Origin of the sequence: Pseudacidovorax sp. (assembly GCF_017991995.1) — a bacterium.
GTDB lineage: Bacteria > Pseudomonadota > Gammaproteobacteria > Burkholderiales > Burkholderiaceae_C > Xenophilus.
This window is the reverse complement of record NZ_JAGOPN010000001.1, coordinates 303,711-318,583: the sequence shown is the minus strand read 5'-3', so window position 1 is coordinate 318,583 and position 14,873 is coordinate 303,711. Positions and strand designations below refer to the sequence as shown.

Below are 14,873 nucleotides of genomic sequence, written 5' to 3'. Positions count from 1 at the left end.
CACGCCGTAAGAGTCAGCGCGTCGTCAGTGCCACCCCAAGCCCTCAGCCAGCCGCCAGCAGCGCCAGCATGCCCGCCTCGTCCAGTACCTCGACGCCCAGCTCACGCGCCTTGTCAAGCTTGCTGCCGGCCGCCTCGCCGGCCACCACATAGTGCGTCTTCTTGCTGACCGAGCCGGCCACCTTGGCGCCAGCCGCCTCCAGTTTTTCCTTCGCGTCCTCGCGGGAGAGCGTAGGCAGCGTGCCTGTGATGACGAAGGTCTTGCCCGCCAGCGGCAGCGCCGCGCGCGGGGCGGGATCGCCCTCCGGCCACTGCACGCCACAGGCCCGCAGCTGCTCGATCACCTCGCGGTTGTGGGGCTGGGCGAAGAAGGTGTGGATGGCCTCGGCCACGATGGGGCCGACGTCATTGACCTCCAGCAGCTGCTCCACGCTCGCGTCCATGATGCCGTCCAGCCGGCCAAAGTGGCGGGCCAGGTCCTTCGCCGTGGTCTCGCCCACATGCCGGATGCCCAGCCCGTACAAAAAGCGCGGCAGCGTCGTCGTCTTGGACGCCTCCAGCCCTTCCAGCACGTTCTGGGCGGACTTCTCGGCCATGCGGTCCAGCGCCGCCAGCGCTGTCAGCCCGATGCGGTAGAGGTCGGGCAGCGTCTTGACGATGCCGGCATCCACCAGCTGGTCGACCAGCTTCTCGCCCAGGCCCTCGATGTCCACGGCGCGGCGCTGCGCGTAGTGCAGGATGGCCTGCTTGCGCTGCGCCCCGCAGAAGAGGCCGCCCGAGCAGCGGTGGTTGACCTCGCCCTTCTCCCGCACCACCGCGCTGCCGCAGATGGGGCACGCCCGCGGCATGCGGAAGTTGGGCACGTAAGGGTCGCGCGGCGGCAGGCGGTGGCTTTCGCCCTCGCCCACTGCCTGGTCGATGGCGGCCTCGCTGGCCGTGCCTTCGGCGCGCGCCACCGCAACACCGGCAGGCGGCACGCGCCCCACCACTTCAGGGATCACGTCGCCCGCGCGGCGGATGACGACCATGTCCCCCACGCGCAGTTCCTTGCGCCGCAGCTCGAACAGGTTGTGCAGCGTGGCGTTGGACACCGTGGTGCCGCCCACGAACACCGGGTCCAGCCGCGCCACCGGCGTCAGCTTGCCGGTGCGGCCGACCTGCACGTCGATGTCCAGCATGCGGGTCATCTGTTCCTGCGCCGGGTACTTGTGGGCCACGGCCCAGCGCGGCTCGCGCGAGACGAAGCCCAGTTGCCGCTGCAGCGCCAGGCTGTTGACCTTGTAGACCACGCCGTCGATGTCGAAGGGCAGCTGATCGCGCAGCGCACCGATCTGGCGGTGGAACTCGGCCAGCTCCTGCGGACCGTTGCAGACCTGTGTGCGGTCCGACACTGGAAAGCCCCAGGATCGCAGCGTCAGCAGCGCCTGGTACTGCGTGCCGAAATCCGGCCCGCCCTGCTCCACCGGCGTGACCTCGCCCCAGCCATAGGCGAAGAAGGACAGCGGCCGCTGCCGCGCAATAGCCGGATCGAGCTGGCGCACCGCGCCGGCCGCCGCATTGCGCGGATTGACATAGGTCTTCTCGTTCTTCTGGCCGGCCTCGATCTTCTGGCGCTGGCGCTCGTTGAGACGGTCGAAGTCGGCCCGCTTCATGTAGACCTCGCCGCGCACCTCCAGCACGGGCGGTGCGTCCTTCGGCAGCTTCAAAGGAATCTGGCCGATGGTGCGGATGTTCTGTGTCACGTCCTCGCCCACCTCGCCGTCGCCGCGGGTGGCGGCCTGCACCAGCGTGCCGTTCTCGTAGCGCAGGTTGATGGCCAGGCCGTCGAACTTGAGTTCGGCCACGTATTCGACGGCCGGCGCATCGGCGGCCAGGCCCAGTTCGCGGCGCACGCGGGCGTCGAAGGCTTCGGCGCCGGTGGCCTCGATGTCGGTCTCGGTGCGGATGGACAACATCGGCACCTGATGCCGCACCTTGGCGAAGAAAGGGAGCACCGCCCCGCCCACGCGCTGCGTCGGCGAATCGGGCGTGCGCAGCGCGGGATGCGCCTCTTCCAGCTCGGACAGGCGGCGGAACAGCCGGTCGTATTCGGCGTCCGGGATCTGCGGCGCGTCCAGCACGTAGTACTGATGCGCGTGATGGTTGAGGGCAATGCGCAGCTCGGCGGCCTCCTGGGCCACCGCTGCGGGAACGGTGTCGGTCATCGCGGTCGGTGTGCGGTAGCAGCGCGGATCAGGAGAACAGCCGGCGCGCCAGCGCCGAGCCGGCGGACAGCTCGCGGCCGTCCAGCGTGTCGTAGAGCTGTTCCAGGTCCTGGCCGATGGCGTCCAGCGTCTCGGTGCGCAGGGGCTGGCCGTCGCTGTCGGTGACCACGCCGTCCATTTCGCGGGCCAGGGCCTCGGCGATCTCACGCATGCGGGCGAAGGGCTCCAGCGCGCGGTCGACCTGCGGCACGTCCAGGCTCAGCATCAGCTCGCGGATGGCGGACTGGGCCGGGTCATCGGCCAGCGCGGCTTGCGTGTCGAAGACCAGGCCGAGCACCGGCGGCGCGCCCGCATCCGTGTTGGGCAACACCATGCGGCCGGGCAGCATGCCCGGCACGAAGCCCAGGCGCGCGGCGTTCTGTTGCACGTAGCCGGGGCTCCAGGCGGCGTGACGGGCGCGCAGCACGAAGGCCAGCTGCGCGTCGTGCGCGCTGGCGAACTGGTCCAGCTCGCGGGCGCGGGCGACCTCGTCCAGCATCTCGGGGAACTCGGGCGCGCCATTGAGCGCATCGGCGAAGGCCTGGGCCTTGACCACGAATTCCGAATACTCGATCTCATTGAGGGCGCCGGTGCGGTTGGCCAGCTGCACGCCGATCTGAAGCGCGCGGTAGCGGGCGCTGGCGACGGGCGGTTCCCATTCGGCGGCACCGTCGCGCAGGCCCTCGACGGCAATGGGCTTGCTGCCCGCGCGGCGCGTCGCCGGCGTGGCCGCCAGCACGGCAGCGCCCGAGACCAGGCCTTCCAGCGCCACGGGGGCGATCACGTCGATCAGCGGATCGAGCCCGCCACGGCGGCTGCCCAGCAGCGCGGCGGCACCGGGTTGGCCAGTGGGCGGCGGCAGGTCGGGGTCGAACAGCGGCTCGTGCCGATCGGCCGAATGCACGTCGTTCGGGTCCGCATGCAGCACCGGATCGTCCGGCCCGCCCTGCGCGCCATCGAGCGGCGCCAGGCCGGAGTGCAGGCCGTCGCCTTCGGGCTGGCGCGGGGCGTTGCGGCGCAGCGTCCAGGTGTTGTAGGCGATCAGCGCCGCCAGCACCAGGCCGCCGGCGATGGCCACGGCGATCGTGAGATTGCTCATTGGGATTGCTCTTCCGAGTTCTTGTTGTAAGGCGCGCGGACCTGCCCGCGCGTCAGCCGACTTCGGCCATGCCGGCGGCGGATTCCATGTCCACCGCCACGATGCGCGAGACGCCCTGCTCCTGCATGGTCACGCCGATCAGCTGCTGGGCCATCTCCATGGCGATCTTGTTGTGGCTGATGAAAAGGAACTGCGTCCCGCGGCTCATGGCCGACACCAGCCGCGCATAGCGCTCGGTGTTGGCGTCGTCCAGCGGCGCATCCACCTCGTCCAGCAGGCAGAAGGGCGCGGGGTTGAGCTGGAAGATGGCGAACACCAGCGCGATGGCCGTCAGCGCCTTCTCGCCGCCCGAGAGCAGGTGGATGGTCTGGTTCTTCTTGCCGGGCGGCTGGGCCATGACCTGCACGCCCGCGTCCAGGATCTCATCGCCGGTCATGATCAGCCGGGCGTTTCCGCCGCCGAAGAGCTCCGGGAACATGCGGCTGAAGTGCTCGTTGACGGTGTTGAAGGTGCCGCCCAGCAGTTCGCGCGTCTCGCCGTCGATCTTGCGGATGGCGTCTTCGAGCGTGGTGATGGCCTCGTTCAGGTCGGCCGACTGGGCGTCGAGGAAGGTCTTGCGCTCGCGGGCGCTGGTCAGTTCGTCAAGCGCCGCCAGGTTGACGGCGCCCAGGCCGGCCACCTCGCGGTGCAGGCGGTCGATCTCGCCCTGCAGGCCGGTCAGGCGCACCTTGTCGGCCTCGATGGAGGCGGCGATGGCCTCGCGGTCGGCCTGGGCGTCGGTCAGCAGCTGTTCGTACTGCTCCAGGCCCAGGCGGGCGGCCTGCTCCTTGAGCTGCATCTCGGTGATGCGCTGGCGCAGCGGGTCGAGCGCACGCTCGATCTGCAGCCGCCGCTCGTCGCTGGCGCGCAGCTTCTGGGTCAGGTCGTCGTACTGGCTGCGCATGGCGCCCAGCGCAGCCTCGCGCTCGGCCTTGAGGTTGAGCGCGTCCTGCAGGCCGGCCTGCGCGGCGGCGTCGGACAGGCGGGTCAGTTCGCCCTCGGCCCGCTCGCGCTCGTCGGCCAGGGCGACGGTCTGCTGGCAGGCGGTGTCGATGGCGCGGCCGAGTTCGGCGCGGCGGGCCTCCAGCGTGCGTTGCGAGAAGGTCGATTCCTGCACCTGCCGTTCCAGGCTGCGGTGCTGCTCGCGGGCGGCGTCCAGCTTGCGGCTGGCCTCGATCACCCGCTCTTCCAGCTCGGCATGGCGCTCCTGGCTGTCGGCCAGTTGCAGGTCCAGTTCTTCGAAGCGGGCCTCGGCGGCGACGCGGCGCTCCTGCAGTTCTTCGAGCTGGGCCTCGACCTCGCCGAGGTCGGCATTGAGTTGCTCGCTGCGGGCGCGGGCCTGCTCGGCCTGCTGGGACAGGCGCAGCGTCTCGACCTGCAGTTCGTGGGCACGGGCGCGGGTCTGGTCGGCCTCGCGCCGGGCGCCGACCAGTCGGCCAGCGGCTTCGGCATAGGCCGACTCGGCGCGCACAAGGGCCGTGCGGGCCTCTTCGGCGATCAGGGCCTGGGCGCGCAGCTCGCGCTCCAGGTTTTCCATTTCCTGCTGGCGGGCCAGCAGCCCGGACTGCTCGGAGTCCTGCGCATAGAGGCCGACGCTGTGGCGCGTGACGACATGGCCGGCGGCCACGTAGATGGCCTCGCCGGGCTGCAGGCGCTCGCGGGCGGCCAGGGCGTCGTCCAGGCTGGCAGCGGTGAAGCAGCCGTACAGCCAGTCGGCCATCAGCGACTGCAGGCCGGCGTCGTGCAGGCGCAGCAGGTCAGCCAGTCGGGGCATGGCGCCCGCACTGGCGGCAACCGGCGCGGCAGGTGGCGTGTAGAAGCTGAGCTTGGCCGGCGGCGCGTCGTTGGCGAAGGCGCGGGCCATTTCGAGGCGGGAGATCTCCAGCGCGCCCATGCGATCGCGCAACGCGGCTTCGAGCGCGGCCTCCCAGCCGGGCTCCACATGCAGGCGGCTCCAGAGGCCCTGCAGGCCGTCCAGCCCGTGCTTGGCGAGCCAGGGACGCAGCTTGCCGTCGGTCTTGACCTTCTCCTGCAAAGCGCGCAAAGCCTCCAGTCGGGCGGACAGTTCGGCCTGTCGCGCGCCTTCAGTGTTGACGGCCTGCTGGCGGGCGCGGCGGTCGTCGTCGAGTTGCGGCACACGCTCCTGCAGGTCCATCAGGCGCGCCTCGGATTCGCTGGCCGCCTCTTCGGCCATGGCGAATTCCTCGCGCAGCGCTTCCAGTTTGGCCTCGTCGGGCGCATTCAGCGCCTGGCGGTCGGCGCGCAGCCGGTCGCTGCGCTGGCTGAGCTGGCGCACCTGGTCGTCGATGTTGCGCTGGTCCGCAGCCAGCACCTGGATCTGCTGCTGCACCTGCACCACGGCGCCGCGCTGGCCGTTGGCCGTCTCCTGCGCGCGCTGGCGGGCGTCCTCCAGCTCGGGCAGACGGGCCTCCTGCTCTTCGAGCTGGGCGGCGAGTATGGCGGCCTGCTCCTCGGCGTCGATCCCCGCACCGGCCAGGTTCTCCAGCTCGACCTCGGCGTCGGCGCGGCGAGTGTCCCATTGCTGGATCTGCTCGGCCAGTTGCGCCAGGCGCTGCTGCACGCGCTGGCGACCTTCGACCACGTAGCGGATCTCGCCCTCCAGCCGGCCCACCTCGGCGCTGGCCTCGTAGAGCTTGCCCTGGGCCTGGTTGACCTGGTCGCCGGCACCGTAGTGGGCCTGGCGGATGGTCTCGAGCTCGGCCTCGATGTGGCGCAGGTCGGCCATGCGCGATTCGAGGTCGTTGACGGCCTGGCGGCCCTCGGCCTGCACGCGCAGCTGGTCGGCCTCGGCATCGGCACGCTTGAGGAACCACAGCTGGTGCTGCTTGCGCGTGGCCTCGGCCTGCAGCTGGTTGTAGCGCGCGGCCACCTCGGCCTGCTTCTCCAGCTTCTCGAGGTTGGCGTTGAGCTCGCGCAGGATGTCCTCGACCCGGGTCAGGTTCTCGCGCGTGTCCGACAGGCGGTTCTCGGTCTCGCGGCGGCGCTCCTTGTACTTGGAGACGCCGGCGGCCTCTTCGAGGAACAGGCGCAGCTCCTCGGGCTTGGACTCGATGATCCGGCTGATCGTGCCCTGGCCGATGATGGCGTAGGCCCGCGGGCCCAGGCCGGTGCCCAGGAACACGTCCTGCACGTCGCGGCGGCGCACCGGCTGGTTGTTGATGAAGTAGCTGCTGTTGCCGTCGCGCGTGAGCACGCGCTTGACCGCGATCTCGGTGAACTGGCTCCACTGGCCGCCCGCGCGGTGGTCGGCGTTGTCGAACACCAGCTCGACGCTCGCACGGCTGGCCTGCTTGCGGCTGGTGGTGCCGTTGAAGATCACGTCCTGCATGGACTCGCCGCGCAGCTCGGAGGCGCGCGACTCGCCCAGCACCCAGCGCACCGCGTCCATGATGTTGGACTTGCCACAGCCGTTGGGCCCCACCACACCCACCAGCTGGCCCGGGAGCATGAAGTTGGTCGGCTCAGCGAAGGACTTGAACCCGGAAAGCTTGATGGAGTTGAGACGCACCGCAGACGGGCAGCAAGGCCAAGATGTTGATATTCAAGGAGAAAGTGCGCAGGCCGTGCCTTGCCGCGCAAGGGCAGGATGATAACGTGCGCCCAATGCGCCTTCCCCTGCTCGCTTCCCTCGCGCCCGTGCGCGTGCAGCACCTGCTGCTGCCCGCCCTGATCGGCGCCTGTGCCCTGCTCGCCGGCTGCGGCATGTTCCATGACACCAAGCGGGCCGAGCCCTACACCCAGGGCGAATGGATGGAGTCCGGCGCCAATCGCGTGGCCAACCTGGCACTGCGCGACAACCTGGAATCGGTGCGCCGCGTGCAACTGTCGCTGTACCGCCGTAATCCGCGCGAATGGCACAAATGGGCCGCCAGCGCCGACGACGCCGTGGCCCGCACCTGGCAGGCCATCGAGCAGGGCCCGCCGCTGCCCTGGCTCCGCGGCGCCACCGGCATCGAGGCCGTGCGCCTGGCCTTCGCGCCGCCCGAGACCTACGCCGGCGACCGTGTGGCGGCGCTGGTCACCGGCTGGGCCGCCATGCTCAAGCAGGCCAACGGCGACACCTGGCGGCAGACCATGATCGACGGCGTCAGCGCCGAGAACGCCTTCCGCGCCGCACGCAACTTCGAGATCTCGCTGTGGCTGCTGAGTTCGCGCACCGGCGCCGACGGCCAGCCGCTGCTGCTGTCCACCGAGATCAGCGAGCGGGGCCGCAATCTGGTGGTGGACCGGGAACTGTCGAAGGTGGTGGCGCGGCTCGATCTGCTGGCCGCCCAGGCCGACGAGAAGTACCGCCGCGCCGCACTGGACTTCAGCCAGAACTGGCTGATGGGCAACCTGGGGCCACTGCTGGCGATGGTGCCGCGCTGAGCGCGGGTGCGGTGCCGACCCTTCGCGCCGGCCGTCTTTGCACACCATCGACACAGACCGCTTTCTAGAATGCGCCGCGCAACCCGTGCAAACCCGGCCTCCGCGCCGCGCGGCGCGCGGCGCGCAACTTCTCCACCACCTCCCCTCCTGCACATGAGCACCCTGAACTTCATCGGTGGCGAAAAAGGCGGCGTCGGCAAGTCCGTCACCTCGCGCCTGCTGGCCCAGTACTTCATCGACCGCAGCCGCCCCTTCATCGGCTTCGACACCGACCGTTCGCACAACTCCTTCACCCGCTTCTACGAAGGCTTCGCCTCGCCGGTGGCGGTGGACAGCTTCGAAGGCCTGGACACGGTGGTCAACGGCTTCGAGGAGCACCCCGAGCGCAGCGTGATCGTCGACCTGGCCGCGCAGACCCAGGCGCCGCTGGCGCGCTGGATCGACGAATCGCAGCTCTTCGACGTGTTCGACGAACTGGAGATCCCGGTCGTGTTCTGGCACGTGATGGACGACGGCCGGGACTCCACCGACATGCTGGGCCGCCTGGTCGACACCTACGGCACCCGCGCCCGCTATGTGGTGGTGCAGAACCAGGGCCGCGGCAGCGACTTCTCGACGCTGGACGGCTCCCCCGCCCAGATCAAGGCCCGCGAGCACGGCGCCCAGTTCATCACCCTGCCCCGCCTGCAGGAAGCGACGATGCGCAAGATCGACGCCAACAACACGAGCTTCTGGAAGGCCGTCAACGACAAGACCGGCCCCGAGGCCCTGGGCCTGCTGGAGCGTCAGCGCGTCAAGGGCTGGCTGGTGCAGGTCTACACGCAGTTCGACACGCTGGGGCTCTGACCCGGCCCCTGCTCGCCGGCGTGCCCGCCCTCAGTCCCAAGGGCCGGCACGCTGCGGTGCGAGCAGGATCGACGCATCCACGTCATCGATGTGCGTGCGGCCGCAGAAGGCCATGGTCAGGTCCAGTTCGCGCCGGATGATCTGCAGCACCCGCGTGACGCCCGCCTCGCCGAAGGCACCCAGCCCGTAGAGGAAGGCGCGGCCGATCATGGTGCCGCGCGCCCCCAGGGCCCGGGCCTTGAGCACGTCCTGGCCGCTGCGCACGCCGCTGTCGAGCCAGACCTCGGTCTCCCGCCCCACGGCATCGGCAATGGCCGGCAGCGCGCGGATGGCGGAGGGCGCGCCGTCCAGCTGCCGGCCGCCATGGTTGGAGACCACGATCGCATCCGCGCCGCAATCCACGGCCCGGCGCGCGTCCTGCGCATCGAGGATGCCCTTGAGCACCAGCGGCCCACCCCAGCGGCGCTTGATCCATTCCACGTCCGCCCACGACAGCGTGGGATCGAACTGGGCATTGGTCCAGGCGGCCAGCGAGGCCATGTCGTCCACGCCCTTCACATGGCCCACGATGTTGCCGAAGCTGCGCCGCCGCGTGCCCAGCATGCCCAGGCACCAGCGCGTGCGCAGCGCCAGGTCCAGCAGGTTGCGCAGCGTGGGCCGCGGCGGCACCGACAGGCCGTTGCGGATGTCGGCATGGCGCTGACCCATCACCGGCAGGTCGAGCGTGAGCTGGAGCGCGCTGCAGTTGGCCGCCCTCGCGCGCTCGATCAGCGACTCGATGAACGTACGGTCGCGCATCACGTAGAGCTGGAACCAGAAGGGATGCCGCCCCGTGTGCGCGGCCACGTCCTCCAGCGAGCAGATGCTCATGGTCGAGAGCGTGAAGGGCACGCCGAAGTCGCGTGCCGCCCGCGCAGCCAGGATCTCGCCATCGGCATGCTGCATGCCCGTGAGGCCCGTCGGCGCCAGCGCCACCGGCATGGCCACGTGATGGCCGAGCATCGTGGTGGCAACGGTGCGCTGCGAGATGTCCCGCGCCACGCGCTGGCGCAGCAGCAATTGCTGGAAATCGCGCTCATTGGCGCGGTAGGTCGATTCGCGCCAGGAGCCCGAATCGACGTACTCGTAGAACATGCGCGGCACCCGCGCGCGGGCCACCTGGCGCAGATCCTCCACGCAGGTCATGCGCGCCAGTGCGGCCGACGCACTCATGCGCACGCCCTGCGCGCCAACCCGCTCGGCGACGGTGCAAGGGGGCTCATTGGGCGACGATGTTCTGCTCGCGGATCAGCTGGCCCCAGCGCTGCGACTCCTGCACGAGGCTGCGGCCCAGTTCGGCCGGCGGCTCGAAGGCCGGCACGGCGCCCTGCTGCGCGGCGACCTGGGCCAGGTCGGGCGCAGCCATCACCGTGCGCACGGCGCTGCCCAGCCGCTCGACCACCGCATCGGGCGTACCCGCCGGTGCCAGCAGGAACACGCGCGGCGCGGCATCGAAGCCCGGCACGGCGGCAGCCAGCGGCGCCACGTCCTCGGCGCCCGCCAGCTTGACCGGGCTCATCACCGCCAGCGCCTTGAGCCGTCCGCCCTTGGCCTGCGCCAGGGCCGAGGTGGCGCTGACGACGCCCAGCGGCACCTGACCGCTGATCACGTCCGGCACGATCTGCGCCGCGCCGCGGTAGGGGATGTGCGTGACGAAGGTGCCGGTCTTGCCCTTGAACAGCTCGAAGCCCAGGTGCTGCACCGTGCCCACGCCCGAGGTGGCGAAGGAATAGTGGCCGGGCCTGGCCTTGAGGGCGGCCACCAGCTCCTGCGGCGTCTTCGCCGGGAAGTCGTTGCCCGCCACGACGATCAGCGGCAGCGTGAACAGACCGGCGACCGGCACGAAGCTCTTGATCGGGTCGAAGGACATCTTCGGCTGCATGTACTGCGCGATCAGCGTGGAACTGTCGCCCATCAGCAGTGTGTAGCCGTCGGCGGGCGCCTTGGCCGCCAGGTCGCCGGCGATCAGGCCGGCGGCGCCCGCGCGGTTCTCGACCACGACCTGCTGGCCCAGCAGCGTGGACAGGCGCGGCGTGAGCAGGCGGGCCATGGCGTCCACGCCGCCGCCAGCCGAATAGCCGACCAGCAGGCGGATCGGGCGCTCGGGATACGTGCCGGACTGCGCCTGCACGGCCGGCGCGGCGGCCAGCATCGCGGCGGCCAGGGCGAGCGCGTGGCGGCGGGTGAAGTGAGGGGGCGTCATCGTTGTCTCCTTTTCTTGTGGGGGCGCGGACTGGCGCTGCGCGCCGTTGTGTCGATGGGCGCCAGGGGCCGCCCGCCTCGGGGGATTTCTCCCTCTCTCCCCTCGCGGGAGAGGGAGTGAAGCCCGTCATGCCTTGCCGGCGCCGCGCGAGCCCGGGCGCTTGGCCAGCTCGCGCAGCCGCTCGCGGTTGGGCGCGAATCCCAGGCCCGGCGCCTGCGGCAGGTCGAGCACGCCGGCCTGCGGCTCGGGCAGGCCGTCGAACACCTGCTTGCAGCATTCGACCGCCACCGAGTGGTACTCGACCAGCGAGCCGTTGGCCAGGCCCGCATGCAGGTGCATGTTGTGGTGCGGCCAGGCGCCGCCGTTGGCAAAGCGCGTGTTGAAGGCCGCGGCCATGCCCGCGATGCGCGCGCACTGCGTGAAGCCACCCGTGATGCAGGCATTGGGCTGCACCACGTCCACCGCCTGCGCCACCAGCATGTCGCGGAAGCGGCTGGCATGGCCCTCGTTCTGGCCGGCCGCCAGCGGGATCGCCGTCTTGGCCCGCAGCTTGGCCAGGTTGGGAATGTCGTTCTGTGTCACCGGCTCCTCGAAGAAGGCGATGTCGTAGGCCTCCACCCGGCGCGCCAGCGACAGCGCGTGGAAGTAGTCCAGGCTGCAGTTGGCGTCGATGTAGATCTGCACGTCGGGCCCTACCGCCTCGCGCACGGCGCGGATGCGCTGCACGTCCTCGGCGATCAGCGTGTCGAGCGGGCGCGGCTCGTCGCGACGGGCCAGGCCGTGGTGACCCACCGTCATCTTCAGGCGGGTGAAGCCGCGACCCACCCAGTCGCGCGCAGCCTGGGCCAGCTCGTCGCGGTCGTAGAAGGCGAAGCCGAAGGTGGCATACACCGGCACCTGGGCACGCGCGCCGCCCAGCAGCTTCCAGCAGGGCTGGCCCAGGGCCTGGCCCTTGAGGTCCCACAGCGCGAGGTCGATGGCGGCGATGGCGTGGCTGGCATAGCCCGACTGGCCGCGCGGCGTGAGCAGCCAGTACAGCCGGTCCCACACCTGCTCGTGGTTCAGCGGGTCCAGCCCCTCCAGGTGATGGGCGGCCACCTCGTTGACGATGGCGGCGATGGCCTCCTCCTCGGTGATGGCGGTCATGCCGGTGCCGATGCGGCCGTCGTCGGTCTCGATGTCGACCAGGCACAGCGAGAGCGAAGTGGTCTTGGTGCGGCCGCCATGGCCGACGCTGACCGGCAGGTTCAGCGGCGTGGCGTGGACGCGGGCAATCTTCATGGGGCGGTGTCTCCTGGCTTCGGGTCTTCGGGGGAACGCGGCCAGTCTAGGAAGCCGCCCCCGCCCGCCACAACGCCGCGGCGCGAAGGCCGCTTTCGCGATCCGCGAAGACGAGGGTTTACGCGGGGCGCGGCACGCGGCCGGCCAGCACGTCGAACAGCGTGCGCGCGGGCGGCGCCAGCTCCACGCCCTCGCGCACGGCGATGCGGTGCGTGCGCACGGCCCAGGCGTCCGTCAGCGGCACGGCGCGGATGGGCAGGCTGGCCAGTTGCGGCGCCACGGCCTCGCGCGGCAGCACCGCCACGCCCAGGCCGCCGGCCACCATGCGGCAGACCACGTCGAAGCTGCGCATCTGCATGCGGATCTTGAGCAGGCGGCCCGCCACCGACGCGGCGGCGGCCAGCCGGCTGGAGAGCGCCGTGCCGTCGCCCAGAGAGATGAAGTCCTCATCCAGCGCATCGGCCAGCGCCGCGGCCTCGCGCATGGCCAGTGCGTGCCCCTGCGGCACCACCAGCACCAGCGTGTCGACGAAGCAATCGGTCAGCGCGATGCCGTGCGGCGCATGCGCCATGTGCACGATGCCCAGGTCGGCACGGCCTTCGAGCAGCAGCAGCGGAATGTCGAGGCTGCCGTGCTCTTCCACGTCGATGCGGATCAGCGGATGGGCGCGGGCCATGTGCTGCAGGTGGGCGGGCATCACCTCCACCAGCGCCGAGGTGTTGGCCGCCAGGCGCACATGGCCCTGCAGGCCGCGGGCATGGTCGTGCAGGTCGAGCGACAGGCGGTCGGCATCGGCCAGCAGCTCGCGCCCGCGGCGCACCAGCATCTGACCCGCCGGCGTGAGTCGCACGCCCCGCGACGAGCGCTCGAAGATGCGCAGGCCCAGCGATTCCTCCAGCGCGCTGATGCGGGCGCTGGCGGCGGCGATGGCCAGGTTCAGACGGTCGCTCGCGGCGCTGATCGAGCCCAGTTCGGCGGCCGTGACCACGACGCGCAGCGTGGCCAGGTCCAGTTGCAGGCCCTCAGGCATCGAAGAGGCGGCCGTGGCCGGGCGAGGCAGCATCCAGGCCGGCGGTGCGCATCAGGTCCCAGAAGCCGGCGGGCGAGCTGGACGTGACGGGCAGGCCCAGTTCGCGCTCCAGGCGCGGATGCAGGTCCAGCGTGCGCAGGCCGCCGCAGGAGATGAGCAGGCCGTCGGGCCGGCCATCGGCGCAGACCCTGCGGGCCAGCTCGACCAGCGTCCCGGCCTCGACCTGGCCGACGGCCTCCACGCCGGTCATGGCCAGGCCGCGGACGGCCGTGACCTCGAAGCCCTCGCCCTCCAGGTAGCGGGCCAGGCGCTCGTTGAGCGTGTCGATGTAGGCGGTGGCCACCGCCACGCGGCGCACGCCCAGCTGGCGCAGGCTGCGCACGATGGCGTGGCTCATGGTCGTGCACGGCAGGTCGGTCGCTGCCGCCATGCGGGCGCGCAGGTCCTCGGTGAAGGTTGCGCCGCGGTAGAAGCTGAGCGAGGTGCCCATCAGCGAGAGTGCCTGGGCGCCGGCCGCCTTCAGCGCGCGGGCCAGGTCGACGATGCGCCCTTCCACCGCGTCGAAGCCCTCGGGATGGATGGCCGCCAGCGCGAGGCCCCGGGCGATGAAGCGCACCCGGCCGTCGTAGAGCGCAGGCCCTTCGGGAGGCACCTGGCCATCGGCCGGCGGCACGATCAGCCCGAGCACGGGCAAGGCGGAATCGGTCATCGCAGCTCCTGGGGCAAAGCTGCGGATTGTGGGCCCGCCCACGGCGGCCCCGGCCCGGACTCAGAGCTTGATGCCCGCGCCCTTCACCGTCGGCCCCAGCACGGCCACCTGCTCGCGCACGAAGCCTTCGAAGCGCGCGGTGCTCTCGGGCTGGGCCACGATGCCCAGGTCGACCATCTTCTTCTGCACCTCGGGCATGGCCAGCACCGCATTGGTGGCGTCATGCAGCCGGGTCACGGTGTCGGCCGGCAGCTTGGCCGGGCCGGAGATGCCGAAGAAGTTCTCCAGCACCAGCTTGGGCTGGCCCAGCTCGACCATGGTCGGCACCTCGGGCATCAGCGGTGAGCGCGTAGTGCCCGTGACGGCCAGCGGCACCAGCTGGCCGGTCTTGAAGTACTGAACATAGGCCGTGATCACGTCGATGCCCACGGGCACGATGTTGGCCAGCAGATCGGTGGTCATGGGCGCGCCACCGCGGTAGGGCACGTGCACCATGTTGGCGCCCGTCACGCGCTTGATCAGCTCGCCATGGATGTGGCCGACCGAGCCCGGGCCGCCGGAGCCGAAGTCCAGCCGGCCTTCCTTCCTGGCGCGCGCCTCCAGATCGGCCCAGCTCTTGATGCCGGACTCCTTGCTGGCCATGACCACCAGCGGCGCCGAGCCCAGATAGGCCACATGGCTGAAGGCCGCCACCGGGTCGTAGGGCTGCTTGTCCAGCGTGAAGGGGCCCAGGGCGATGGGCGTGGTGTTGGAGAGCATCAGCGTGTAGCCGTCCGGCGCCGCCGTGGCCACCACTTGGCCACCGATGGTGCCGCCCGCGCCGGGGCGGTTGTCCACCACCACCGGCTGGCCCAGTTTGCGCCCCAACTGCTCGGCCACCACGCGCGCCAGGATGTCGCTGGCGCCGCCGGGCGCGAAGGTGACGACGATCTTGATCGGCCGCTCGGGCCACTGGGCGAAGGCCGGCAGGGCACCCGCCGCCGCCCCGGCCGCCAT

At 71.0% G+C, this 14,873-nt stretch carries 11 protein-coding genes; 2 read left to right on the top strand and 9 right to left on the bottom strand.

What is annotated here, in order from left to right:
* Nucleotides 1-43: 43 nt before the first annotated feature.
* Genes ligA through smc form a run of 3 tightly spaced genes read right to left on the bottom strand, consistent with a single transcriptional unit; the run spans nt 44 to nt 6,909 of the window.
* Complete coding sequence (gene ligA / locus KBC94_RS01465; RefSeq protein WP_294365570.1) at nt 44-2,203, bottom strand: NAD-dependent DNA ligase LigA; 2,160 nt, start codon at nt 2,201-2,203, stop codon at nt 44-46.
* Between the two features lie 28 nt (nt 2,204-2,231).
* The gene (locus KBC94_RS01460) at nt 2,232-3,341 is read right to left on the bottom strand and encodes a cell division protein ZipA C-terminal FtsZ-binding domain-containing protein (protein ID WP_294365568.1); all 1,110 of its coding nucleotides are present in this window, start codon (nt 3,339-3,341) and stop codon (nt 2,232-2,234) included.
* Nucleotides 3,342-3,393: 52 nt separating this feature from the next.
* Nucleotides 3,394-6,909, bottom strand: coding sequence for a chromosome segregation protein SMC (gene smc, locus KBC94_RS01455; protein ID WP_294365566.1), 3,516 nt, complete (start codon nt 6,907-6,909; stop codon nt 3,394-3,396).
* A 95-nt stretch (nt 6,910-7,004) separates the two neighbouring features.
* Between smc and KBC94_RS01450 the strand changes: the two genes are divergently transcribed.
* Nucleotides 7,005-7,769, top strand: a complete 765-nt coding sequence (locus tag KBC94_RS01450) for a hypothetical protein (RefSeq protein WP_294365564.1) — start codon at nt 7,005-7,007, stop codon at nt 7,767-7,769.
* 153 nt (nt 7,770-7,922) lie between these two features.
* Nucleotides 7,923-8,615: a mobilization protein gene (locus KBC94_RS01445; protein ID WP_294365562.1), complete on the top strand. Its 693-nt coding sequence runs from the start codon at nt 7,923-7,925 to the stop codon at nt 8,613-8,615.
* 30 nt (nt 8,616-8,645) lie between these two features.
* Here KBC94_RS01445 and KBC94_RS01440 read toward each other — a convergent pair whose 3' ends face one another.
* From KBC94_RS01440 to KBC94_RS01415, 6 genes are all read right to left on the bottom strand, one after another.
* Nucleotides 8,646-9,827, bottom strand: a complete 1,182-nt coding sequence (locus KBC94_RS01440) for an alpha-hydroxy acid oxidase (protein ID WP_294365560.1) — start codon at nt 9,825-9,827, stop codon at nt 8,646-8,648.
* 46 nt (nt 9,828-9,873) lie between these two features.
* A complete protein-coding gene (locus KBC94_RS01435; RefSeq protein ID WP_294365558.1) occupies nt 9,874-10,857 on the bottom strand; it encodes a tripartite tricarboxylate transporter substrate-binding protein in 984 nt (327 codons plus the stop codon).
* A gap of 126 nt (nt 10,858-10,983) precedes the next feature.
* On the bottom strand, nt 10,984-12,138 hold the full coding sequence (locus KBC94_RS01430; RefSeq protein ID WP_294365557.1) for a mandelate racemase/muconate lactonizing enzyme family protein: 1,155 nt from the start codon (nt 12,136-12,138) through the stop codon (nt 10,984-10,986).
* 118 nt (nt 12,139-12,256) lie between these two features.
* Entirely contained in the window at nt 12,257-13,168 is a 912-nt protein-coding gene (locus KBC94_RS01425) for a LysR substrate-binding domain-containing protein (RefSeq protein ID WP_294365556.1), read from the bottom strand.
* Complete coding sequence (locus KBC94_RS01420; protein ID WP_294365554.1) at nt 13,161-13,877, bottom strand: aspartate/glutamate racemase family protein; 717 nt, start codon at nt 13,875-13,877, stop codon at nt 13,161-13,163. The genes KBC94_RS01425 and KBC94_RS01420 overlap by 8 nt, the downstream gene beginning before the upstream one ends.
* A gap of 60 nt (nt 13,878-13,937) precedes the next feature.
* Nucleotides 13,938-14,873, bottom strand: coding sequence for a tripartite tricarboxylate transporter substrate binding protein (locus KBC94_RS01415; RefSeq protein ID WP_294365953.1), 936 nt, complete (start codon nt 14,871-14,873; stop codon nt 13,938-13,940).

What these genes read in the sequence shown, in the direction of transcription:
- ligA (WP_294365570.1), bottom strand. Translation starts at nt 2,203, where the DNA reads ATGACCGACACCGTTCCCGCAGCGGTGGCCCAGGAGGCCGCCGAGCTG.
- KBC94_RS01460 (WP_294365568.1), bottom strand. Translation starts at nt 3,341, where the DNA reads ATGAGCAATCTCACGATCGCCGTGGCCATCGCCGGCGGCCTGGTGCTG.
- KBC94_RS01450 (WP_294365564.1), top strand. Translation starts at nt 7,005, where the DNA reads ATGCGCCTTCCCCTGCTCGCTTCCCTCGCGCCCGTGCGCGTGCAGCAC.
- KBC94_RS01445 (WP_294365562.1), top strand. Translation starts at nt 7,923, where the DNA reads ATGAGCACCCTGAACTTCATCGGTGGCGAAAAAGGCGGCGTCGGCAAG.
- KBC94_RS01440 (WP_294365560.1), bottom strand. Translation starts at nt 9,827, where the DNA reads ATGAGTGCGTCGGCCGCACTGGCGCGCATGACCTGCGTGGAGGATCTG.
- KBC94_RS01435 (WP_294365558.1), bottom strand. Translation starts at nt 10,857, where the DNA reads ATGACGCCCCCTCACTTCACCCGCCGCCACGCGCTCGCCCTGGCCGCC.
- KBC94_RS01430 (WP_294365557.1), bottom strand. Translation starts at nt 12,138, where the DNA reads ATGAAGATTGCCCGCGTCCACGCCACGCCGCTGAACCTGCCGGTCAGC.
- KBC94_RS01425 (WP_294365556.1), bottom strand. Translation starts at nt 13,168, where the DNA reads ATGCCTGAGGGCCTGCAACTGGACCTGGCCACGCTGCGCGTCGTGGTC.
- KBC94_RS01420 (WP_294365554.1), bottom strand. Translation starts at nt 13,877, where the DNA reads ATGACCGATTCCGCCTTGCCCGTGCTCGGGCTGATCGTGCCGCCGGCC.
- KBC94_RS01415 (WP_294365953.1), bottom strand. Translation starts at nt 14,873, where the DNA reads ATGGCGGCCGGGGCGGCGGCGGGTGCCCTGCCGGCCTTCGCCCAGTGG.